Origin of the sequence: Ruegeria sp. HKCCD7559 (assembly GCF_013110575.1) — a bacterium.
In the GTDB taxonomy this organism is placed as follows: domain Bacteria; phylum Pseudomonadota; class Alphaproteobacteria; order Rhodobacterales; family Rhodobacteraceae; genus Ruegeria.
This window is the reverse complement of sequence record NZ_WVQU01000009.1, coordinates 89573-111393: the sequence shown is the minus strand read 5'-3', so window position 1 is coordinate 111393 and position 21821 is coordinate 89573. Positions and strand designations below refer to the sequence as shown.

The 21821-nt window shown below is 59.6% G+C and carries 23 protein-coding genes; 5 read left to right on the top strand and 18 right to left on the bottom strand.

The window, feature by feature from the left end:
* The first annotated feature begins 34 nt into the window (after positions 1-34).
* Positions 35-2008, top strand: a complete 1974-nt coding sequence (locus GS605_RS18625) for a lytic transglycosylase domain-containing protein (RefSeq protein ID WP_171724940.1) — start codon at positions 35-37, stop codon at positions 2006-2008.
* On the opposite strand, the gene GS605_RS18620 is transcribed toward GS605_RS18625, so the two are convergent.
* A complete protein-coding gene (locus tag GS605_RS18620) occupies positions 1982-2851 on the bottom strand; it encodes a DMT family transporter (RefSeq protein ID WP_171637697.1) in 870 nt (289 codons plus the stop codon). The genes GS605_RS18625 and GS605_RS18620 overlap by 27 nt on opposite strands.
* Entirely contained in the window at positions 2848-3513 is a 666-nt protein-coding gene (gene mnmD, locus GS605_RS18615; protein ID WP_171724939.1) for a tRNA (5-methylaminomethyl-2-thiouridine)(34)-methyltransferase MnmD, read from the bottom strand. The genes GS605_RS18620 and mnmD overlap by 4 nt, the downstream gene beginning before the upstream one ends.
* 55 nt (positions 3514-3568) lie before the next feature.
* Here mnmD and GS605_RS18610 point away from each other — a divergent pair, with 55 nt between their 5' ends.
* A complete protein-coding gene (locus tag GS605_RS18610) occupies positions 3569-4603 on the top strand; it encodes an FAD-binding oxidoreductase (RefSeq protein WP_171724938.1) in 1035 nt (344 codons plus the stop codon).
* On the opposite strand, the gene GS605_RS18605 is transcribed toward GS605_RS18610, so the two are convergent.
* From GS605_RS18605 to GS605_RS18590, 4 genes are all read right to left on the bottom strand, one after another.
* Positions 4595-5386, bottom strand: coding sequence for an acyl dehydratase (locus GS605_RS18605; RefSeq protein WP_171724937.1), 792 nt, complete (start codon positions 5384-5386; stop codon positions 4595-4597). The genes GS605_RS18610 and GS605_RS18605 overlap by 9 nt on opposite strands.
* 15 nt (positions 5387-5401) lie before the next feature.
* The gene (locus GS605_RS18600) at positions 5402-5944 is read right to left on the bottom strand and encodes an NADPH-dependent FMN reductase (RefSeq protein ID WP_171724936.1); all 543 of its coding nucleotides are present in this window, start codon (positions 5942-5944) and stop codon (positions 5402-5404) included.
* Positions 5945-6076: 132 nt separating this feature from the next.
* Positions 6077-6748: an OmpA family protein gene (locus GS605_RS18595; protein ID WP_170345626.1), complete on the bottom strand. Its 672-nt coding sequence runs from the start codon at positions 6746-6748 to the stop codon at positions 6077-6079.
* A 126-nt stretch (positions 6749-6874) separates the two neighbouring features.
* Positions 6875-7567, bottom strand: coding sequence for a YafY family protein (locus GS605_RS18590; RefSeq protein WP_171724935.1), 693 nt, complete (start codon positions 7565-7567; stop codon positions 6875-6877).
* 106 nt (positions 7568-7673) lie between these two features.
* Between GS605_RS18590 and GS605_RS18585 the strand changes: the two genes are divergently transcribed.
* Positions 7674-7865 (top strand): hypothetical protein, encoded by a 192-nt coding sequence (locus GS605_RS18585; RefSeq protein ID WP_170345624.1) that lies wholly within the window; start codon positions 7674-7676, stop codon positions 7863-7865.
* Between the two features lie 2 nt (positions 7866-7867).
* Here GS605_RS18585 and GS605_RS18580 read toward each other — a convergent pair whose 3' ends face one another.
* Entirely contained in the window at positions 7868-8515 is a 648-nt protein-coding gene (locus GS605_RS18580) for an RluA family pseudouridine synthase (protein WP_171637705.1), read from the bottom strand.
* Between the two features lie 96 nt (positions 8516-8611).
* Here GS605_RS18580 and GS605_RS18575 point away from each other — a divergent pair, with 96 nt between their 5' ends.
* Entirely contained in the window at positions 8612-9022 is a 411-nt protein-coding gene (locus GS605_RS18575; RefSeq protein WP_171724934.1) for a nuclear transport factor 2 family protein, read from the top strand.
* A gap of 2 nt (positions 9023-9024) precedes the next feature.
* On the top strand, positions 9025-9735 hold the full coding sequence (locus tag GS605_RS18570; protein ID WP_171724933.1) for an SGNH/GDSL hydrolase family protein: 711 nt from the start codon (positions 9025-9027) through the stop codon (positions 9733-9735).
* On the opposite strand, the gene rarD is transcribed toward GS605_RS18570, so the two are convergent.
* From rarD to GS605_RS18515, 11 genes are all read right to left on the bottom strand, one after another.
* Positions 9726-10631: an EamA family transporter RarD gene (gene rarD, locus GS605_RS18565; RefSeq protein WP_171724932.1), complete on the bottom strand. Its 906-nt coding sequence runs from the start codon at positions 10629-10631 to the stop codon at positions 9726-9728. The two genes, GS605_RS18570 and rarD, sit on opposite strands and share 10 nt — an antisense overlap.
* A 262-nt stretch (positions 10632-10893) precedes the next feature.
* Entirely contained in the window at positions 10894-13347 is a 2454-nt protein-coding gene (locus GS605_RS18560; protein WP_171724931.1) for an FAD-dependent oxidoreductase, read from the bottom strand.
* Between the two features lie 89 nt (positions 13348-13436).
* The gene (locus GS605_RS18555; RefSeq protein WP_171724930.1) at positions 13437-14414 is read right to left on the bottom strand and encodes a GlxA family transcriptional regulator; all 978 of its coding nucleotides are present in this window, start codon (positions 14412-14414) and stop codon (positions 13437-13439) included.
* A 5-nt stretch (positions 14415-14419) separates the two neighbouring features.
* On the bottom strand, positions 14420-15313 hold the full coding sequence (locus GS605_RS18550; protein WP_171724929.1) for a homocysteine S-methyltransferase family protein: 894 nt from the start codon (positions 15311-15313) through the stop codon (positions 14420-14422).
* A gap of 11 nt (positions 15314-15324) precedes the next feature.
* Positions 15325-16377, bottom strand: a complete 1053-nt coding sequence (locus GS605_RS18545) for an alcohol dehydrogenase family protein (protein WP_216600251.1) — start codon at positions 16375-16377, stop codon at positions 15325-15327.
* Positions 16378-16422: 45 nt separating this feature from the next.
* A complete protein-coding gene (locus GS605_RS18540; RefSeq protein WP_171637719.1) occupies positions 16423-16665 on the bottom strand; it encodes a hypothetical protein in 243 nt (80 codons plus the stop codon).
* A gap of 16 nt (positions 16666-16681) precedes the next feature.
* On the bottom strand, positions 16682-19129 hold the full coding sequence (locus GS605_RS18535) for an FAD-dependent oxidoreductase (RefSeq protein ID WP_171724928.1): 2448 nt from the start codon (positions 19127-19129) through the stop codon (positions 16682-16684).
* Between the two features lie 15 nt (positions 19130-19144).
* Entirely contained in the window at positions 19145-19525 is a 381-nt protein-coding gene (locus GS605_RS18530) for a GFA family protein (RefSeq protein WP_171724927.1), read from the bottom strand.
* Between the two features lie 4 nt (positions 19526-19529).
* Complete coding sequence (locus tag GS605_RS18525) at positions 19530-20153, bottom strand: LysE family translocator (RefSeq protein WP_171724926.1); 624 nt, start codon at positions 20151-20153, stop codon at positions 19530-19532.
* Positions 20153-20722 (bottom strand): XRE family transcriptional regulator, encoded by a 570-nt coding sequence (locus GS605_RS18520; protein ID WP_171331727.1) that lies wholly within the window; start codon positions 20720-20722, stop codon positions 20153-20155. The genes GS605_RS18525 and GS605_RS18520 overlap by 1 nt, the downstream gene beginning before the upstream one ends.
* Before the next feature lie 333 nt (positions 20723-21055).
* The gene (locus GS605_RS18515) at positions 21056-21805 is read right to left on the bottom strand and encodes a hypothetical protein (RefSeq protein ID WP_171637729.1); all 750 of its coding nucleotides are present in this window, start codon (positions 21803-21805) and stop codon (positions 21056-21058) included.
* Positions 21806-21821 lie beyond the last annotated feature (16 nt).

Here is a 21821-nt window from a genome sequence, read left to right as displayed (position 1 = left end):
GGCTCTATCCTCGGTTGGTTGGGAAATGCAAGGGATGACACGCTTTCTGGCACTGTTGACTGCTGTGATTCTGTATTCGGTGACTGCGACGCATTCAGCACGGGCAGATGCTGCTGCTGATTTGCGCGCTGGACTTACCGAAATGCGCAAAGGCGACTGGAACGCAGCGTTGCGCGTATCCGGCCAGCGTGGTTCTGTATCGCGCGATATCATTGTCTGGCACTGGCTGCGCGAGGGCTTCGGCAGCTCTGGCGACGTGTTGGTGTTTCTCGAACGTCGCCCGGACTGGCCCGGGCTGGCATGGTTGCGCCGCAAGAGCGAGCCTGTTTTCACCGGTGCCGATCCAGACAGGGTTCTGAAATTCTATGCCGGCATGCCGCCTCAGACGGCAGAGGGCGCGTTGAACTTTGCCGTCGCTCTGAAAGCCAAGGGACGCATCGGAGAAGCGGAGGCCGACATTGTGACCGCTTGGCGCACCATGCCAATGGGTTCGGGTCTGCAAAAAAGCTATCTGGAGAACTTTGCCAAACTTCTGAAGCCGCATCACGCGGCGCGCTTGGACAGAATGCTGTGGGACGGTCATCTTGTAAGCGCCGGGCAGATGTTGCCTTTGGTCGGTTCAGACGAACGCAAACTGGCCGAAGCACGGATAGCATTGCAGAAACGCCAACCCGGTGTGGACACCAAGGTGGCAGCAGTTCCCAAGTCTCTGGCGGATGCGCCCGGGCTGGCCTTCGATCGTTTTGTCTGGCGCGACAAGAAAGAACTGGATGACAGCGCCGTCGATCTGATGCTGGCACGCTCTACCGGGCCTGACGCCCTGGGTGAGCCTGACAAATGGGCCGAGGGACGGCGCCGTCTTGCACGGCTTGAGATGCGATCGGGCCGTGCGGCGCGCGCATATGACGTGGCCGCCAATCATCACATGACCCCCGAAATGGGTTACGGCTATGCCGATCTTGAATGGCTGGCCGGTTTTCTGGCGCTTCGCAAACTGAATGATCCTGCCACCGCCATTCGCCACTTCCAGAACTTTTCGGACGCCGTGAAATCTCCGATCTCGAAAGGCCGTGGTGGCTATTGGCTTGGGCGCGCTTACGCGGCATTGGGTGACGCGGACAAGGCGTATGACGCCTATGCGATGGGGGCCGACTACCAGACCTCATTCTACGGTCTGTTAGCCGCAGAACGGATCGGACGACCGTTTGATGCAGAACTGGCCAATCCGCGGCGCGCGCCGCATTGGCGGCAGGCGGAATTTGCCGATTCCAGCGTTTTGGAGGCCGGATTGCTGTTGCTGAAAGCCGGAGAAGCAAACCTGTCCGAACGGTTCCTGACCCATCTGGTCGAAAGCCTTGATCCAGTACAGGCCAATCAATTGGGCGATCTGGTGATCGAACTGAAACAGCCGCATCTGGCCGTGATGATCGCCAAACGGGCGGCAACTACGGGAACCGTTCTGCCCGCAGCCTATTACCCGGTCCATCCCGTTGCAGATATGCGATTGCCGATGGCCAAGGAAATGACATTGGCCATCGCGCGCCGTGAAAGCGAGTTCGACCCGGTCGTCGTCAGCGGTGCGGGTGCACGCGGCCTGATGCAGGTAATGCCCGCCACGGCCAAGCTGGTCGCGGGCGAGCTGGGCATTCTCAGCGGCCATCAGACGGGACGATTGACCACGGACTGGCAATACAACGCAAAGCTTGGGGCCAACTATCTTTCTGGTCTGGCGGCCGATTTCAACGGCAACGTTGTGATGATGGCGGCGGGGTACAATGCGGGGCCACGGCGCCCGATCTCGTGGATGGAACGCTATGGTGATCCGCGCACAGGCGAGGTCGATATCGTCGACTGGATCGAGACGATCCCGTTCAACGAAACGCGAAACTACGTGATGCGCGTGACCGAAAGCCTGCCGGTCTACCGTGCCCGCCTGGGGCAACCCGCCCTTCCGGTTCCTTTCTCGCAGGAGCTGATCGGATCATCTCTGGCGGCGTTCGCGCCATAAGGTGAACAAACCTGCGGCCACGACGATGGTTGCGCCCGCCACGACTTCGGGGCGCAACGTTTCGCCAAAGATCGAAATACCCAGGATCGCGCTCCAGACCAGGTGAAAATATGCAAAGGGTTGAACCGCACTGGCTTCGGCCATCTCATAGCACTTGATCAACAGCCAGTGCCCGAACACCCCACTGACACAAAGCAGCGCCATCCAGAGCCAGTCGCCGCGCGCCATCGGCTCCCAGAACCACATGCCAAACACGGTCATCGCCACGGCACCGGCGACACCGGTCCAGAAAAAGCTGGTCGCCGCGCTGTCCTGACGGGCGACATATCGCGTCAAAAGACCATAGATCGCAAACAGCAAAGCGGAAATCAAAGGTATGACAGCCCATGGGTTAAAGACCCCGGCGCCCGGTTGCAGGATGATCAGAACGCCGATGCAGCCGACACCGATCGCGGCCCATCGCCGCCATCCGACCTTTTCGCCCAGCACCGGCCCGCTCAGCGCGGCGACAAGCAAAGGATAGCAGATGAAGACGGCCATACTGTCGATCAGGCCAAGGACCGTAAAGCCGAACACCGCAATGCAGATCTCGGCCGCCAGCAACAAGCCCCGCACGATCTGCAAACCCAACTGACTTGTCTTTGTGGCCGCCTTCAGCCCACCGGGGGCCCGGGCGGCCAGAGCGATGACAAAAGCCGCAAAGAACCAATAGCGGATCATGACCACCATGTAGGTGTTGTAGGTTCCGGCCAGATGGCGCGAGATACCGTCCTGCAAGGCAAAGACAATTGTCGCGCCCACCATCAAAGCGATGCCCGCACCGACATTGTTCGTCTGGGTCATGCTTTGTGTGCCCGTGTCATGTGCCGCTTGCGACCATAGCCGGGTGTGCGGGTTACGTTGAAACCGGCGCTTTCAAGCCCCCGGCGCACAAAACCCGCGGCTGTATACGTGGCAGCTGTACCGCCTTTGACAGTGTGGCTTGCCACGTCCTGCATCAGGTCCGCGCCCCACAATTCAGGGTTCTTGGCTGGTGAAAACCCGTCGAGAAACCAGGCATCTGCCACACCGTCCCAGTTCGGCAATGTCTTGCGTGCATCGCCGATCACCACCTCAAACCGAAGCGAATCCAACATACACGTGCGCCCTGTCCAATGCGCCAGAAACCGGCTGCTCCACGGATGCAATTCGGGAAAGGCCCCAAGCGCGCGCTGCATGTCGTCCGGTGCCATAGGAAAGGCTTCGAAACTGGTAAAGCGCAATGGCCCTTTCTGGCCGGATGCCTCCCATTCCGACCAGGCGGTCAGCAGGTTAAGGCCGGTGCCAAAACCCAACTCGGCAATGTGAAACCCCGGCGCAAATCGCGCAGGCAAATCATTTCCCGCCAGAAACACATGGCGCGTCTCTTCCAGCCCGTTCTGTAACGAGTAATATGGGTCGTCGAAGCGATCCGAGACCGGTATCTGATCTTCGGTCCACGTCAATTCGGCGCACTGGTCTGCCATTGGGGAATCCTGTAGCTAAGCGGCGCGACACTGAACAAGGAAAAGGGAATTGGCAATGGTCGATGTGACGGTTCGCGGCGCAGGAATTTTCGGCCTGTCCATCGCCTGGATTTGTGCGCGCCGCGGCGCGAAAGTGCAGGTTGTCGATCCGTCCGGTCCCGGCGCCGGGTCCAGCGGAGGTCTGGTCGGCGCATTGGCCCCGCATGTGCCGGAAAACTGGAACGCCAAGAAAGCATTTCAGTTCGACAGTCTGATCATGGCTGAACCGTTCTGGCGACAGATCGAAGACACCGGCGGGGTTTCACCCGGCTATGGCCGGCTGGGCCGCCTTCAGCCGATCCCGGACGCGCGTGGTCTGGAACTGGCCCGCCAGCGCGAAGGCACCGCAGATGAGCTTTGGCAAGGTCGGGCGGAATGGCGTGTCATCACCGCGACCCAAGCGGGTTCATGGTGCCCACCCAGCCCCACAGGCTTTGTCATTCGCGATACGCTGACGGCACGAATGCACCCCCGGCGGGCCTGTGCCGCGCTGGTCGCAGCGCTGGAGGTCATGGGCGTTCACATTGTCAGTGAAGCCGAGGACAAGGGGCAGGTCATCCACGCCACGGGCCTTGCAGGATTGCAGGAACTGAACGACGCCTACGGCAAGACCGTCGGAAATGGAGTCAAAGGGCAAGCCGCCCTGCTGCGCTTCGACGCCGGGGAAGTGCCGCAACTATTCGCCGACGCGATTCACATTGTGCCGCATGCAGACGGAACACTTGCGGTCGGATCGACCTCGGAACGGGATTATGAGGACCCGACCAGCACGGACGAAGCTCTGGACGACGTGATAGACCGCGCCACGCGCGTCCTGCCCTTGTTGCACGGGGCCGAGGTGATCGAACGCTGGGCTGGTGTGCGCCCGCGCAGCAAAAGCCGAGCGCCGATGTTGGGCGCCCATCCCCTGCATCAAGGGCAGTACATCGCCAATGGCGGGTTCAAAATCGGTTTCGGCATGGCCCCCAAAATCGCCGAGGTCATGGCCGATCTTATGCTGGAAGATCGGGATACGATCCCTGATGAGTTCCGGCCCGAAGCCTCATTGTGACTGGGCGACGGCTTGCATGCATTGCCGCCCGTCAGGGCCGCGCACCCACATGTTTGCACCCCTCCGACACAACTGGGCAGTTTCGAAATGCATCAATGGCGAAGTCGCGCGGAACGAAAACGAGGCGAGCGGACCGATCAGGTCAACCGCGAAAAGCATCAGAAGCTGCGCCAGAAGCGGCCCGTGCACGACCAGCCCGCCATATCCTTCCACATCGCGCGCATAGTCCAGATCATAGTGAATACGGTGGCCATTGAAGGTCAGGGCCGAGTATCGAAACAACAACGTTGAATCGAACCCGACTTCGCGGCAATCGGTCTCATCGGTGCGCGCTGTGGGCGGTTGGGGCATTTCAGCATCCGGCGCAGGATCTTCGCGATAAACAAGATCCTGCCACTCTGTCATGCGCAACTGACCGTTCTGCCAGATCTCGTGCCGCAACGTGACAAAGCCCAACGGGCCGGACCGCCCCACCTTGGCGCTTTGACTTTCAAGAACCGATTTCTTTTCGGCGGTGATCCCTGCGATCAGAGGAGCATGAAAGGTCAACCGCCCGCCGGCCCACATTCTGCGCGGCAACCCTATATCCGGGATCAAGCCCCCAACCTTGGGATGCCCATCCCGACCCAATGCGGCGGCCGGTTGCGGGGTCCAGAAATAAAGCTGATGGAAGAAGGGCGGCAATTCCGAACCACTGGCGATCGTTGGCACACCACCCAGCGCGACCTGAAATGCGGCCGCGCGGGCCGGATCCAAGAGATCGGTCTGTCGCTCTTGCGTCATTTGCCTGACCCGCGATCAGAAACCGGCCTCGGCCCGGAGTTTCTGCATCAAGTCATGCAAAGACTTTTCGTACCGGTCCGAACGCAGCTTTCCCAGATCGTCGAATTCGTTCGAACTGTTCGCCAGATGGATTTCGGGCCCTTGCAGGATGCGCGGCTGAAATGGAACCATACAGGCCCGCAGGATCATCTGCGCCCGTTCCCCGCCTGCACGACCAGCGGCCGCCGACATTACCGCAACCGGTTTGTCGGCCCATGGATTGCCTTGCGTTCGGCTGACCCAGTCCAGCGCGTTTTTCAGAACGCCTGATGGACCCTTGTTGTACTCTGGTGTCGAAATGATCACCGCATCGGCCTGTGCGATCTGATTGGCCAGCGTATGAACCGCCTGGGGAATCCCTTCTTTGTCTTCCAGATCACCGTCGTAGAGGGGCAGGTTCAAATTCGCTTCGACAAAGCTTGCCGGATCGAACAACCGTGCCGCCTCGCGCAGAAGCTTACGGTTGGTCGCGTTCTGGCGCAGGGACCCGGACAGGCCAAGAAGGGTCGGTTGGGACATCGGGAAAGCTCCGTTTCTGTGTTTGGCGCAAGTTAGACCGAGATCACCCCGATCCAAACCCCATTTGACGCACAGTCATTGCGCAAACCGAGCCGCCCATTGGGCGGCCCCGCTGTTCACGCCGCGCAGTGGTTACGCGTTCCCGCTGGGCACCACGACAATCTCGACACGCCGGTTTTGCGATTTTCCTTCCGGCGTCAGGTTGGACGCGACAGGGTTGTTTTCGCCCTGCCCGATCGTGCGAATACGGTTGTAGCTGACACCGTTGGCCTGAAGGATATCGGCCACGGCATTCGCGCGGCGCTCTGACAGGCCCTGATTGTAGGTTGCGTCGCCGTCGCTGTCAGTGTGCCCGATGATCTGCACGTTCGAATTCGGGTAGTTGACCAGATTCTGGCCCACTTTCACCAGATCAGACCGCAACGCCGGGCGCACAGTCGAACTGTCGGTGTCAAAGGTGATGTCATTCGGGACCGTCACAATCAGGCGATCGCCTGCGTTGACGATTGTAATTCCGTCATTTGCCAGTTGTTGGCGCAGCTCCGCAGCCTGCTTGTCCAGTTGATTGCCGATCACGCCGCCCCCGGCAGCACCGATTGCAGCACCGGCCAACGCGCCCAGACCGGGGTTCGAATTATTGGCAATCGCCCCGATTCCAGCGCCGACCAGCCCACCCAGAACGGCGCCCTGTTTGGCGTTCTGGTTCGGGTCGTTTTGTACTGTCAGCGTGCCCGGGTCGGTACAGGCCGCCAACACAAGGGCTGAACACAAACCTGTGGCCACGAAAAACTTGGAAATCGTCATGATATCACCTTCTGCTCCAGCACCCGTTATTCGGGCGTGCTTCGTTTTCCTCAGTATATCACTGTGCAGGCTTGGCGGCTCAAGCTACAATGCGGTGAAGTCGGCGAATACCCGCCAAACACGTATTCAAACCGCTTCAACGAACGTTTCTGCGTTCTGTTGCTCCAGCCAGAGCTCGCGCAACGACCTGCTTTGTCCTGAAAAGCTATCTTCGGTGCATTCACTGGACCAGATACGGTCGGTGCGGAAATGGCGAAACCCGTTGCGCAATTCGCACCAGCCTGCCAACATCGTGCATTCGATGTGATAGATCAGCGCCACAGGGCGCACGACCCGAACCGTGCGTTCGCCTTCGCCATCTTCATAGGTGATACGGATTTTCCGCTCTGCCCTGATGGCTTCGCGGTAATGCGCGATCGAAACGCAACCCTTGTTTGGATCATCCGCCGGGGCACCCCATGGGGCAACCTGCAACCAATCCGCTGGGCAATGCAATGCGTCGATCTTCTGGCATATCCGGCTGGCGGCCCTTTGAAGGTGACTGTCGCCGGTACGCGCAAGAAGAGACAGGCCAACCCACAAGGCCTCAACTTCTTCTGCATCGAAATTGAGCGGCGGCAGATCATAGCCTCGCCGCATCACGTACCCGATACCGGCCTCACCTTCGATGGGCGTCCGTTGCGCCTGCAACTCGGCAATATCCCGATAAACCGTGCGCACGGACACCTCCAACCTTGCGGCCAGGGCCTCTGCCGTGACCGGAGCGCCCGCAGCCCGCAGGATCTGGATGATTTCAAACAATCGGGTCGAACGGCGCATTGCATCCTCCTGTCACCATGCTGACACCCTAGCACACCCCACTGACAAGAGGGTGTCAGGAGTGATGGGCCAGATTGAATTGGCATCGAAAGAAGGAGCACGAAAAATGCCATACCTCGACACCCATGTCATGATGACACTCAGGCTGGGGCAATGGTCTCAGGACCATACCCTGCGCGCCTTCGAGATCGAGCGCGAAATCGCCATGGCCCGGCAGTGCAAGCAGCCCGTATCAAAGAAACGATCCAGACGATTTTCGCTGGGAAATCTAAAGATGCTCTGGACCAGCACGGCCTGAGATCAGAACTCGGGCCGGGCCCGAAACTTCATCGAAACCCCACCTTCCGGGTGTTTCAGACGCAGTTCTTCCGAATGCAGCATCAATCTGGGGAAGTCCAACGCATCGCCCGTCGCATAGAATGGATCGCCCAGGATCGAGTGGCCCAGCGCCTGCATATGGACGCGAAGTTGATGAGACCGGCCCGTTTTGGGAAACAGACGCACACGCGTCGTATCGCCTTCGGTCTTCACGACACGCCAGTCCGTCACGGCAGGTTTGCCCGTCGCGTGGCAAACCATCTGTCTGGGTCGGTTGGGCCAGTCCACGATCAGAGGCAAGTCCACGGTGCCGGTCTTGGGTTCCAGCTGCCCCCAGACTCGGGCGATATAGGTTTTGCGGGTCTGACGCTGCTCGAATTGCATGCTCAGGTTGCGCTGTGCGTGCGGCGTTTGGGCAAAGACCATGACACCGGACGTGTCACGGTCCAGCCGGTGCACCAGCAGTGCTTGTGGAAATGCATCCTGCACCCGGGTCAACAGACAATCTGAAAGATGCGCGCCCCGCCCCGGAACCGAAAGCAGGCCCGAAGGTTTGTTCACCACGATCAGCTGTGCATCTTCATGCAACACATCCAGCGGGGTTTGAGGGGGATCATAGGTGTCGCTCATGCAGGGTGCCTATCCCAGCTCGTGACCTCCCGCAACGTCGTCCTTGCATGCCCGCCGATGTTCGGTGACCTTCTCTTCAAAAGCGGAGGAGATGCCATGCACCCGACAATTGAACGCATGCAAGAGGTTGTCGCAAAGGGCGATGAGACCTTGATCCATCAGCTCCTGGCCGAAGATGTGCAGTTCCTGCCGCCCACATACTACAGCACCTGGACAGGGCGCGCTCCGGTCGCTGCCGTTCTGGGGCATGTCGGGCAGGTGTTTTCAGATTTTCGTTATCGGCGCGTCATGGGCGACGGGAAAGACTGGGCATTGGAGTTTCAATGCAAAGTCGGTGATCTGGATGGTATCGGCGTGGATCTTGTTACATTGAATGACGACGGGTTGATCCAGGTTTTCGAGGTCGTCATGCGCCCCCACAAAACGGTAGGTGCCTTGCGCGATGCCATGATGGCGCGGGTCATGACAGACGCTCGCTTTCTGGAATTCAAAAACGCGCTGAGCTGACAATGCCTCGTTCCCTAGCTGCCGATCAGATTTTGCGGGTTCCGTTGCTTCCGGTGCTTGCCACGCAGGGGCTATCGGTGCGAAGGAACGCGCAGTTGCTGCCGGAACCGACTGGCCCGCGCGAAGGCCGCACAGGGCGCGGGCCACGTCTGCGGCTTTTGATCACCGGTGACAGCTCGGCTGCCGGAGTGGGCGCAGGCACGCAAGATCAGGCGTTATCCGGTCATCTGGTCAACCGTCTGGCCGGCCACTATGCGGTCGAATGGCGGCTGGAAGCGACAACCGGGCACACCACCCAGGACACGATCGACCGCCTGTCGCAAATGGACGGCGAGTTCGATGCTGTCGTTACGGCACTCGGAGTCAATGATGTCACCCGTGCCGTAACACGCCAGCAATTTGCGCGCCGTCAGACCCGCCTTATCCGCTTGCTTTCAGAAAACCTGGGGGCTCGTCGCATCGTCGTAACCGCTGTCCCGCAGATGAACAGGTTTCCGGCCCTACCACAGCCGCTGGCCTGGGTGCTTGGATGCCAGGCCGCGCGCCTGGATCAGGGGTTGCAAGAGGTTGCGGCTGCATTTCCGCATGTTCAACATCTGCCACTCGACCTGCCGGACGACCCGGCATTGGCTGCACCGGATGGCTACCATCCCAGCCCACGGGCGTATGCGCTCTGGGCGGATGCAGCCGCGCGTATGTTGCTTCAGGCCTGACCGCGCGCCTGCCGGATCATAGGGATCGAGTAAACGACCAGAGCCGCCCAGATCAGTGGGAACGCGATCATCCGGCCCGTGTCTATCTTCTCGCCGAACAGGGTTATCGCTGTAATGAAGATCATGGTCGGCGCGATGTATTGCAGGATGCCCATCGTGGACAGACGCACCAGTTTGGCGCCATTTGCATAAACCAGCAATGGCACCGCCGTCACGACCCCTGCACAGGACAACAACAAGGTGTCCGACATCGCGACACCGAAATGACCAGTGCCCCGCACACCCAGAAACGTGACATAGACCAGCGCCGGGATCAAAAGGATCAGGACCTCAAGCAGGAAACCCTGGTTCGGCCCAATCGGCAGCGAGCGCTTGAAGAACGCGTAGAATCCCCAACTGATCATCAACCCAAGAGCCGCCCAAGGCAAACGACCGGCTTCCACCACAAGTACCACCACACCCAGCGCGGCCAATCCGACCGCGAACAGTTGTGTCCGTGTCAGGGGTTCTCTCAACAGGATTGCCCCCAGCGCGATACTGAATAGGGGGTTGATGTAATACCCCAACGCCGCATCCAGTGCGTTGCCCGTGGAAATGGCCCATACGTAAATCGCCCAGTTCACGGAAATAAGCGCAGCGGTCAAAGCGGCCATACCCAACATCTTCGGATTGACAAGCGCGGCCTTCAGATCCCGGGTTCGGCCCAGGACAACCAGCAACAACCCGGCCACAGGCACTGACCAGATAACACGGTGCGCCACAACCTCGACCGCGCCCATATGATCCAGCGCTTTCATGTACAGAGGCAAGAACCCCCACAGGACATAGGCCGTGACTGCCAGCGCAAGCCCTTTTGGTGTGTCCGTGTTCTGTGAAGGTAGAAGCGTGTCTGCCACATCGGGTCTCCGGTTGATACCGGTTCGGTTTAAGGCAGAAATGAACGGGTTGAAAACTCTGAAAACAGTGAAGTGTCACATAACAATGTTTGATGAGTTGTCAGACCACGCTTTTCAGGTGAGGTCTGAAATGCGAGGCTCTGCCTCGCGCTCCGGGATATTTGTGGCCAGATGAACAAGGGACCCGCTCTTCATCTGGCCGAAAATATCCCGGGGGAGTCGCCGAAGGCGGCGGGGGCAGCGCCCCCACCAAAACCCGTGGTCACACCTTCACCCGTTCGGATTTCGGATCATACATCGGCTTGAGCGACGCTTCGGCTTTGACCTTCACGCCACACACATCGATCTCGTAGCTCGAGGCCAGCACGTCGGCAGCCTTTTCCCCCTCGCAAGGCACATAGCCCATGCCAATCGCGCCTCCCAGCGTGTGGCCATAGTTGCCCGAGCTGAGATAGCCCACATACTCGCCATCGCGGATGATCGGTTCATTGTGGAACAGCAGCGGCTCGGGATCGGTCAGGCGGAATTGCACCAGGCGCGATTTCGGCCCGCTTTCCTTGCGAGCGATCACCGCCTCGCGGCCGATGAAGTCGCAGCCCTTGTCCACCTTGACGGCAAAGCCCAGCCCGGCGTCCACCACGTGATCTTCGCAGGTGATGTCATGGCCGAAATGGCGGAAACCCTTTTCGATCCGGCAGCTGTCCATCATGTGCATGCCGCAAAGCTTCAACCCCATGTCCTGCCCCGCCTCGTGCAGCGTTTCAAAGACGTGGCCCGCCATGTCGGACGAGACGTAGATCTCCCAACCCAGCTCGCCCACATAGGTGACGCGGTGGGCGCGGGCGAGGCCCATACCGATCTCGATTTCCTGCGCGGTGCCGAAGGGGTTTGCCGCGTTCGAGAAATCGTTGGGCGAAACCTTTTCCAGCAGGGCCCGCGTATTCGGACCCATCACCGCCAGAACGCCTTCACCCGCCGTGACATCGGTGATGACCACGTTGAAGTTCCCCGAATGACGCATCATCCACGTCTGGTCCGCCAGGCGCGTCGCCGCCGGGGTGACCACCAGATAGGCGGTCTCGGAAAGGCGGGTCACGGTGACATCCGCCTCGATCCCGCCGGAACGGTTCAGAAACTGCGTGTAGACGATCTTGCCATTGGGCACCGCATAATCGCCGCCACCGATATAGTTCATGAACTTCTCGACATCGGGGCCTTCGACCCGGATCTTGCCGAAGGAGGACATGTCATACATGCCCACGTTCTCGCGCACCGCGCGGTGTTCGGTGGCCGAGTTCTCGAACCAGTTCTGACGCTTCCAGCTGTAGCTGTATTCGCGTTCCTGCCCTTCGTTGGCGAACCAGTTGGCGCGCTCCCACCCGGCCAGTTCGCCGAACACGGCACCGTGTTCATTCAGGTGGTGATGGAATGGCGTCCGGCGCACGCCCCGCGCCGTGGCTTTCTGGCGATAGGGATAGTGATCAGCGTAGAGCAATCCCAACGTTTCTTTTGAGCGTTCATAAAGGTATTTCTTATTGCCCTGAAACGGCTGCATCCGACCGATATCCACATCGCCCAGGTCAAAGGGTTTTTCACCGGCATCCATCCACTCGGCCAGCGACATGCCCGCGCCACCGGCGGACTGGATACCGATCGAGTTGAACCCGGCCGCGACCCAGACATTGTCCATCTCGGGTGCCAGACCCAGGTGATAGGCGTCGTCGGGAGTAAAGGATTCGGGGCCGTTGAAGAAGGTGTGAATACCCGCCTCGGACAGCATTGGCATCCGGTTGCACGCCGCTTCGAGGATCGGTTCGAAGTGGTCGAAATCCTCGGGCAGTTGGTCGAACTCGAAGCTGTCGGGAATACCGTTCATGGCCCAGGGTTTGGCATTGGGCTCGAATGCGCCCAACATCATTTTGCCCGCATCTTCCTTGTAGTAGGCGCATTCATCTGGCACCCGCAGAACCGGCATCTGGCTCAACCCTTCAATGGGTTCAGAGACGATGTAGAAATGCTCGCAGGCGTGCAGCGGCACATTCACGCCGGCCATCTTGCCTACCTCGCGCCCCCACATTCCCGCGCAATTGACAACCATATCACAGGCGATATGCCCTTGGGATTGCCCGTCATCACTGACCCAGTCGACACCGGTCGCGCGCCGTCCGTGCCGGGAAATCCCGGTCACCTTCACCCGTTCCTTGATCAACCCACCGCGTTGACGCGCACCCTTGGCCAACGCCAAGGCAATATTAGCAGGATCTGCCTGGCCATCGGTTGGCAACCAAACGCCACCTGCCACGCCGTCGAGGTTGATATGCTCATATCGCTCTTTGACTTCGGTCGGAGAAAGCTCTTCGACCGGCACGCCAAAGGCGCGGGCCATTGCCGCATTTCGGTGAAGCTCCTCCAACCGCTCACTGGTCAGGGCGACCGAAACGGACCCGACCTGACGTAGGCCGGTGGCGACACCGGTCTCTTCCTCAAGGCCCAGATAGAGCTCTGCGGAATAACGCGCCAGTTTGGTCATGTTGGAAGACGCGCGCAGTTGCCCGATCAGGCCCGCCGCGTGCCAGGTGGTGCCACTGGTCAGTTGCTTGCGTTCTAGCAGAACAACATCGGTCCAGCCCTTCTTGGTCAAATGATATGCAACCGAGCATCCGATGACGCCACCGCCGATGATGACCACTCGGGCCTTGCTGGGAAGATCAACCATCCTGAAATCTCCGCTGTGTCAGGTTTGGCACAGATTGCCATGAAAGATCGACGACAAATGCATCAAAAGCGTCACAGAATCCGCAGTTTTCACCGATGTGATGCGGCTCGCTTTTGCCGGCGTACGACAAAGGGCGTGACCCCGAAGAAGCTTTTGTACACGGACGAAAACCCGTTCGGAAAACCACAGGCCAATCCAATTTCGCGTACGCTCATCGTGGTGTTCAGCAACAGGTTATTTGCCTTGGCCAGTCGCATTTCCCGGTAGAATCCGTTGGGAGTGGTTCCAAAAAAGGTTTTGAACTTGCGCTCGAGGGACCGGTTCGACAGGTGCAGCGATTCGACGATCTGATTGATCGGCAGGGGGTCTTCGATATTGGCCTGCATGAGCTTTATGCACTGATCCAGCTTCGAATCGCCGGTCGCCGTCAACTTGGCCCCCGAGAACGGTTGCATCGAAGCGAAATCGCGGATGTTCTCATGCAGCATGATGTCGGCCACGGTCATCTTCGCAGGCCCCGAGATATGGCGCCCGATCACCGCCAAGGCGATATCCGTCGTGGCCTCCATCCCGGCGCATGTCACAACCGCGCCCTGTTCGGTTGCGATCGACAGCTTGGCTTCGAACCGGGCACCGCGTTCCCGCAGGAACGATGCGTTTTCCCAATGGGTTGCCAAGTCGGCTGTTCCCTGCTCGTCGATATAGCGGCTGGCGGCTTCGGCCAGCAGGAACACCTTGGCGTCCCGGAAGGTATAGTCCGACACCACCCGCCCCAACGACAAATCCGGATGGTCCGGATCTGAATTGCCGATTACGAACAGGTAATCCGCCCTTGGCTGTGACGGCACCGCTTCTGTTTGAACCACGGCGTCACTGCTGCTGGCAATCGGGCCACCTTTGAGCGAGCGATAGGTGAAGGAGAACGGAGGGCTTGGGCATACGCGGTTGGCCAGCCTCAATACCTCTACCAACGACGCCAGCTCCAACAGCACGAAACCCGGCGCGACAAGGATGTCGAAATGCCGGATGGCCTGCTTTGGAGCGTCCGAAGTAGATTTTGCCGCCATTTTTTTCAAACGATGTTATGACCGGCGGCCCGCAACCGGTTCGCCAGTTCTTCGATATGATCCGGCCCGATTTCGCAGCACCCGCCAACAATCGTTGCCCCCTGATTGATCCACCGCATCACCTGATCCGCATAAGCCCTGGGGCCAAGGTCATGCCGTTCTTGCAGGGAATCCACGGTCGGCGCATCCTGAAGGAAATCATCCGTAATATGCGTGAAGCCATTGGCGTAGGCCCCGTAAGGCCGGTTCATGCCGGACAGAACCTCGAGCGCCGCCGGGATCGCCTCGGGGCGCGAACAGTTGATTAACACGGCATCGGGCGAAAACTCCTCCATCAACGGTGCAATGTCCGCCAACGGTTCGCCGGACCTGAGAAGGCTGCCATCGTCATCATTGACCGACAGGGACAGCCAAACCGGTTTTCCGCATCCGACCGTGCCACGCAATGCGCCCTCGGCCTCTTGCACCGAGGACACGGTTTCGATCAAAAACAGATCGACCCGCGCGGCCATCATGGCCACAAGTTCAGCGAACTTTTCAGCCGCATCCGCAGGGTCCGGGTTAAGGTCGGGGCGATATGAAGCGAGCAATGGCCCCAGTGCACCCGCAATCCGCCCCCCGGTTGCCGAGCGGGCACGTTCGGCCTGCGTCAAGGCAGTGTCGATCAGGGTGGGCATCTGATCCTCCATCCCCACCCGCACCAGGCGAGAGCGATGGACGGCATAAGTATTGGTTGTCGCGACCGTCGCACCCCGGCTGAAATAGTCGCGGTGCACTTCCGCAACCAAATCGGGGTGATCGATCATCACGCGCGTCGACCACAGCGGTGTCGCCCGGTCGCCACTGCGTTTTACCAGTTCCTGCCCGATAGAGCCGTCCAAAAGAGTGATATCCGCCATGTCATTACTCCTCAGGGCACCAATACCAGTTTTCCCGGAAGAGTCTTTGACTGAAAATCAGCCTGTGCAATACCAATATCCTTCAACGGATAGGTCCGGGAAACCAGTGGCTTGATCCGTCCGGTATTCACCAGTTCGACAAGACGGGCAAAGACTTCGGGCGCCTGGTGCGTGCACCCATGTATGGTGATGTCGCGCAGATATATGTCCCGCAGATCAGCTTCGACAATCGGGCCTGCTATTGCCCCCGAAACGGCATAGTGCCCGCCGGATTTCAGGGAAAGGATCAGCGACGGCCAGGCCGGGCCACCCACAACATCGATCACCACATCGAACTTATCCTGCGGCAGCGGGTCGTTCCGGTCAAACGTATTCTCGGCCCCCTGGGATTTCACGATCTCGGCTTTCGTGCCCGCTGTTACAGCCCAAACCGACGCCCCGCGCAGGGCGGCCAGTTGCACCGCCGCCAGCCCGACGCCGCCCGAGGCGCCGGTGATCAGCACATTGTGCCCGGCAGTCACGCCTGCGCGGGTCAGCAGGTTTTCCGCCGTCCCGAAGGCGCAAGGAATGGCGGCGATTTCCACGTCCGAAAGGGGCGAGGCGCTGACGTCATAGAGATCATCGGCTTCAACCAGACAATACTGGGCAAAGGCCCCATCGATTTCGGATCCAAGCGCAATGAAGCCCTGCGGGTTTCCCGGGCGCGGACGCGGCAGGTTTATCGGACAGGTCACGCGCTGCCCGGGTTTGAAGGCAACACCCGGCCCAACCTGTTCCACGATGCCACAAAGATCTCCGCCCTGAATGCGGGGAAAGTGCAATGCACCGCCCCAACCGCCCGCTTCGACCTTCTGATCAACGGCATCCGTCGCACCGGTGACGCCCGAGGAATACCAACCGACCCGTGTGTTGATATCCGTGTTGTTCACACCTGCGGCAGCGACCCGAACAAGAACTTGCCCTGCCCCGGGTTCAGGAGCCGGAATATCATCACGCCATTCCAGAACCTCGGGTCCACCGTGATCGGTCAGGTAAACGCCCGACATGGTATTGGGAATCGTCATCTCAGACCTCATCATCCGAATGTTTCGGACTGTGGCTCGTGATCCTCAGCCCACATCAACGCGATCCACATCAACAAGGAAACCAACCCCGCCTTCCGGACAACAGAATGTCCCGGCATGGCTGTCGTGGCGATGAAGGCCAAGTGCGAAGCTGGCCTTCACGTTGTCTTCCATCAGTGTGTAGGCTCCGCCCGTGTCCTGACCGGAAACTTTCACGAAGGTATGGTCGTTTTCCCAGTCATAGTTGGGACCTTCACCAGGTCCCATCTTGGAATATCGCGGGCGCATGGGGGCCTCCTGTTTGTCAGGCGCGCAGCCGCTCGTTTGCGGGATCCCACAGCGGCTGATCCTCCTGTACCACGGCGCGGCACTTCTGGCCGTAGATTTCAACCTCGAGCTCGGTACCGGGGTTTGCAAGTTCTGACTTGATCATGCCCAGCGCGATGGATTTGCCGACGCGGTAACCCCATGCGCCGGAAGTGGTCTCGCCCACGATCTGATCGCCCTGCCAGATGCACGACATGTAAGGCGCATCGCAATCACCTGCGTCGACAGTCAGGGTGACGAACGACTTTTTCACACCCTGCTGCTTTTCGTTCAGGATTGCAGCCTTTCCGGGGAAGTCCTGTGGCTTGTCCAGTTTGACAAACCGCTCCAAACCCGCTTCCAGCAGCGAGTAGTCGGTGCTCAGATCACCCTTCCATGCGCGATAGCCCTTTTCGATGCGCAGGCTGTTCAGTGCATACATGCCGAACGGCTTGGCCCCGGCGGCAAGGATCGCGTCATAGATCGCGGGCATGTGCTCGTTCAGCGCGTGCACCTCCCAGCCCAGTTCGCCAGCAAAGGACACGCGGATCAGGTGGGCGGGTTGCCCGGCCACGGTGGCGGCCTGATGGGTCAGCCAGCCCAACGAAAGGTCGGCATCGGTCAGACCCGACAGGATCTCGCGCGATTTGGGTCCTGTCACGATCAGGGTGTCGCGGGTGGTGGTCACGTCCTCGACGGTGACGCCCGCGGGCATCGTGTTCATCAGGATGTCGCGGTCGTGCCATTGCGCGGTGGCGGCGGTGATCATCACGAACTCATCCTCGCCCAGGCGCATGCAGGACATCTCGGTCAGGATGCGGCCGCGGTCGTCAGCGATGTAGACCAGGTTGATCCGCCCCACTTTGGGCAGGCCGCCGGTGACCAGCCCGCGCAGCGTCTCGGCCGCGCCTTCGCCTTTGACGACGAAGCGCGAGAAGCCCGGCAGGTCGAGCACGCCGCAATGGTCGCGCACAGCTTCGCATTCTTCCTTGATCCGTTGCTCCCACGGGCCCGAGCGGCCCCAGGTGTGGGTGCTTTCCTCGGAGGTATCGTCCCCCGGCTGCGCAAACCAGTTGGCGCGCTCCCAGCCATTATAGGCCCCCATAACGCCACCCAGTTCCTTGACCTTGGCATGTACCGGCGACAGCTTCTTGTCGCGTGCGGCGGGCCATTCGTGATAGGGGAAGTGCATGGCGTATTCGTTGCCATAGACCTCCATACCCTTTTGATTGCAGTAGTCCTGATCGGTGTAGTCGGTATAGCGGCGCGGATCGACGGCCCACATATCCCATTCGGTGGCGCCATCCACGATCCATTCGGCCAGTACCTTGCCCGCGCCGCCGCCTTGGGCGATGCCGAAGGTGAAGGTATGCGCCTCAAACGCGTTCTTGACGCCGGGCATCGGGCCGATCAGCGGCAGGCCATCGGGCGCATAGGGGATCGGCCCGTTGATCACGCGCCCCACGCCCGAGGTCGCCATCAGCGGCACCCGCTCCATCGCATCGGCGACAATGTCCTCGATCCGGTCCAGATCGTCGTTCCACAGCTGGAACGAGAAATCTTCGGGCATCTGGTCGTCCTCGGTCATCCAGTGCCCCTTGCAGTTGGGCTCGTAGGGGCCGAGGTTGAAGCCGTTCTTCTCCTGCCGCAGGTAGTAGGAGACATCCACGTCGCGCAGCAGCGGCAGCTTGCCGCCGTTTTCCTTCGACCAGGCCTCGATTTCGGGGATTTCCTCAGTCAGCAGGTACTGGTGGCTCATGACCATCGCGGGCACGGTGCGGCCACCATAGGGCTTGAACCATTCACCCACACGCTGGGCATAGTAGCCCGCGGCGTTGACGACATAGTCGCAGCCTATATCGCCCTTTTCGGTATGAACGGTCCAGGTGCCGTCGCCATGCTGGGTGACGCCAGTTGCCGGACAGAAGCGGATGATCTTCTGGCCCATGTCACGCGCGCCCTTGGCCAGCGCCTGCGTCAGTTGTGCCGGGTCGATGTCACCGTCGGTCGGGTCATACAGAACACCCTCAAGATCATGAGTTTCCAGGAAAGGGTAGCGTTCCTTGGCCTGCTCCGGCGTCCACATCTCCATCGGAATTCCCTGATAGCGGCCCATCGACATGGCCCGCTGGAACTCCTGCATCCGTTCCTTGCTGTGCGCCAGACGGATCGACCCCGAAACATGGTAGTTCATCGGATAGTCGACCTCTTCGCCCAGACGCGAATACAGCTCGGTCGAATAGCGCTGCATGTTCATGATCGCCCACGAGGTCGAGAAGGTCGGAACGTTACCGGCCGCGTGCCAGGTCGAGCCTGCGGTCAGTTCGTTCTTTTCCAGCAGAACGCAGTCGGTCCAGCCTTTCTTGGCCAGATGATACAGCGAGGAAGCCCCCACCACACCGCCACCGATAATGACCACGCGTGCTTTTGTCGGAAAATCACTCATGAGTTTTGGTCCCTGTTACTGTGCCCGTTGGGGCAGATCGTCCGTGATGTCGTAATAGTCGCCCTTGTCAGCCACAAAGATGTGCCTCGAGAGCTTTTGGCCCGTGGGCGCATCGAACGCGCCCATGGCAATCGAAATCGTGTCCTCTTCGGTATGTTGCCAGAAGAGGAATGAACCGCATTTGCTGCAAAAACCGCGCCGTGCGATGTCTGATGCACGGAACCACTTCAGCGTGTCGCGGGCCGAGAAACTCAGGTTGTCCTGATGGGTCGTGGTCGAGGCCCAGACGTGGCCGGATTGCTTTCGACACTGCCCGCAATGGCAGGCTGAAGGCGGAGAAAGGTCTCCGTCGATGGTGAAAGCAACTGAACCGCAAAGGCAGGACCCTCTGTACATAAGATTACCCCCTTGCCGCAGGCGCGGTGCTGGTTCCCAACAACACGCCGTAGATTATGAAACAGGCCGCCATCACCCGGCGCACCCAGATGTTGAATACTGCGCCTAGTGCCGCCTTGCCCATCAAAGCGCCCAAAACGGTAAAACCGGTATAGCTGAGCGTTGTGATTAATAGTGCGGTTGGCATAATCACGACCATCTGCTGCCAGATCGGCACGTCCGGCTGCACGAATTGCGAAAACGCGGCCAGATAGCCCGCGACGCTTTTTGGGTTGATCGTGGCCACTGCCAGCGCGTGCAGATAAACGTGCCGGGCCGGGCGTTCCGAGACCGGAGCGGGCTTGCCGGCATTCATCCATCCCCGCAGGCCCAACCAGATCAGAAAGCCCGCACCGACCAACTTGGCCACGAAAAACCCGGTCGGAGAAGCCGCAATCAGGGCTGTGACGCCCAGCGCGGATAGGATCAAAAACATGCTAGCCTGCGTCAGTATGGCCAATACACCCATCATGGCCTTTGGAAACGGCAGGCTCATCCCGTTCGAGATGCAGTTGACCGCGTTAGGCCCCGGTGTGGTGACGAATACCACCCAGAACAGCGCGAAAATGGACCACGCCTCGAATGACATCAGTACACCGGCGGAGCAATGACCCAGATGGCCACTGCAGGCTCTTCATAGGGGTTGGCCCATTGATAAGGTTCATGTTTGATCCGAAAACTGTCGCCCGGCCCCACCAGGAATTCACGCGACCCGATCGTCAGATTCAATCGACCTGAAATCATATAGCCCACTTCCTGAGTCGGGCGGTTGGCCGGTGTCTGCATCCGTGAATTTGGCTCGAAAGTGGAATGCACCATTTCGAAATCATCAGTCAGATCCGGCGACAGCAACTCTTCGATCAGCCCTTCTTCGCCCGACCCCATCGGGCGACGCGACCCGGCGCGCACAACGTAGCCCAATTCGTTCGCAGGGGCGGCTGAATGCGCAAACAGCATCGACATTGGCACGCCGAGGCATTCGGCAATCTGGCGCAGGTCCGAGATTGAAGGCTCGGACAAATCGCGCTCGACCTGGCTCAACCAACCGACAGAGCGATCCAGCCGAGTTGCGATCTCGGTCAGGGTCAACCCTCGGGCCTTGCGCAAGGCCCTCAGGTCAGCACCAAGGGTCGCGCTTTGGGGGGCTTGGCTGTTCACAGGCCGCTCCGAATCTTGTGAAATTCTTCCTTCGTTTTTCACGATGAAGCAAGCCGGTGAAATTTCCAAGCGTTTTTTCACGCCCGGTTAAAATGGGGTGTCGATCATCATCGTGTGCGAAAGACAGAATTGAGGAGCAGAAGGCGCACAGGCCCCTGAAACACCAGAAAAACCGCAGGGGCGCAGCAGCCGGATTTCAGTGTTTGCCGTACAATGGCTTCATTTCAAAAAGACAGCACATATCGTTGCCCCGTCGTGCTGCGGCGACATGCGAAACCCTTCGCGACAGAAACAGATCTGGAAAAGCCTGGATCGTGCAAAGCCCGCCCGGCCTTAGAATTGAAGACCGGCAAAAACCTTCACTTCATCCAACACATGTTGAGGCCAACGACGGGTGAAACTGTCGGCGATCGTTTCGCGCTTTTCCGGCTCAAGCCCGGCAAGCAAGCTGGGAAAGCGGCGGCGATTTCTGGGCAGCGTCCACATTTCGATACCATTTTCGAAACAGTAACGGGCAAAACGCACATCGACGAACTTCTCGCTGCCTTCCATGTATTCCAGTGTCGGGAACAGCGACCCGGACACCATGACGGTTCCGGTTCCCAGCTGGTGCACCCTGGTCGAGTAGGTCAGCCGTTGGTTCATACGCAACAACGTGCGCTGCCGTATCGACTTGGGCGTCGGGTTTGTGAACGTCGTGGCATGATAGCCGAAGACACGCTTTTCCAGTCCGACGCCCCGCGCCCGGCGTATGGTCTGACGGACATAGTTGTCCGCATATTCGATATCATCGTCGACCAGAAAAACGGTATCTGCCGGATCCGGTTGGAAGATGAACTTGCCGACATCCTTGTAATCCCGGTCGGGGATCACGGCGGTGACGTTGTCGAACTCACCCAGAAAATCGGGAACTTCCTGATATTCGTTCAGGCAGATGAAAACTCTGTCGACCTGATGCGCGATGCTTGCCACCGAATGGGGCAATACGCCGATGCGATCCGGGAATGTCGCCATATGGGCGCGTCTGATCCCTTTTCGAGGCGCTTCATCTGCGACCGTCGGATTGATGTCAGACTCTTGCATCCCTGAGAAACACCCC

Coding starts and splice junctions, on each gene's coding strand:
- GS605_RS18625 (WP_171724940.1), top strand. CDS start 35: ATGACACGCTTTCTGGCACTGTTGACTGCTGTGATTCTGTATTCGGTG.
- GS605_RS18620 (WP_171637697.1), bottom strand. CDS start 2,851: ATGACCCAGACGAACAATGTCGGTGCGGGCATCGCTTTGATGGTGGGC.
- mnmD (WP_171724939.1), bottom strand. CDS start 3,513: ATGGCAGACCAGTGCGCCGAATTGACGTGGACCGAAGATCAGATACCG.
- GS605_RS18610 (WP_171724938.1), top strand. CDS start 3,569: ATGGTCGATGTGACGGTTCGCGGCGCAGGAATTTTCGGCCTGTCCATC.
- GS605_RS18605 (WP_171724937.1), bottom strand. CDS start 5,386: ATGACGCAAGAGCGACAGACCGATCTCTTGGATCCGGCCCGCGCGGCC.
- GS605_RS18600 (WP_171724936.1), bottom strand. CDS start 5,944: ATGTCCCAACCGACCCTTCTTGGCCTGTCCGGGTCCCTGCGCCAGAAC.
- GS605_RS18595 (WP_170345626.1), bottom strand. CDS start 6,748: ATGACGATTTCCAAGTTTTTCGTGGCCACAGGTTTGTGTTCAGCCCTT.
- GS605_RS18590 (WP_171724935.1), bottom strand. CDS start 7,567: ATGCGCCGTTCGACCCGATTGTTTGAAATCATCCAGATCCTGCGGGCT.
- GS605_RS18585 (WP_170345624.1), top strand. CDS start 7,674: ATGCCATACCTCGACACCCATGTCATGATGACACTCAGGCTGGGGCAA.
- GS605_RS18580 (WP_171637705.1), bottom strand. CDS start 8,515: ATGAGCGACACCTATGATCCCCCTCAAACCCCGCTGGATGTGTTGCAT.
- GS605_RS18575 (WP_171724934.1), top strand. CDS start 8,612: ATGCACCCGACAATTGAACGCATGCAAGAGGTTGTCGCAAAGGGCGAT.
- GS605_RS18570 (WP_171724933.1), top strand. CDS start 9,025: ATGCCTCGTTCCCTAGCTGCCGATCAGATTTTGCGGGTTCCGTTGCTT.
- GS605_RS18560 (WP_171724931.1), bottom strand. CDS start 13,347: ATGGTTGATCTTCCCAGCAAGGCCCGAGTGGTCATCATCGGCGGTGGC.
- GS605_RS18555 (WP_171724930.1), bottom strand. CDS start 14,414: ATGGCGGCAAAATCTACTTCGGACGCTCCAAAGCAGGCCATCCGGCAT.
- GS605_RS18550 (WP_171724929.1), bottom strand. CDS start 15,313: ATGGCGGATATCACTCTTTTGGACGGCTCTATCGGGCAGGAACTGGTA.
- GS605_RS18545 (WP_216600251.1), bottom strand. CDS start 16,377: ATGACGATTCCCAATACCATGTCGGGCGTTTACCTGACCGATCACGGT.
- GS605_RS18540 (WP_171637719.1), bottom strand. CDS start 16,665: ATGCGCCCGCGATATTCCAAGATGGGACCTGGTGAAGGTCCCAACTAT.
- GS605_RS18535 (WP_171724928.1), bottom strand. CDS start 19,129: ATGAGTGATTTTCCGACAAAAGCACGCGTGGTCATTATCGGTGGCGGT.
- GS605_RS18530 (WP_171724927.1), bottom strand. CDS start 19,525: ATGTACAGAGGGTCCTGCCTTTGCGGTTCAGTTGCTTTCACCATCGAC.
- GS605_RS18525 (WP_171724926.1), bottom strand. CDS start 20,153: ATGTCATTCGAGGCGTGGTCCATTTTCGCGCTGTTCTGGGTGGTATTC.
- GS605_RS18515 (WP_171637729.1), bottom strand. CDS start 21,805: ATGCAAGAGTCTGACATCAATCCGACGGTCGCAGATGAAGCGCCTCGA.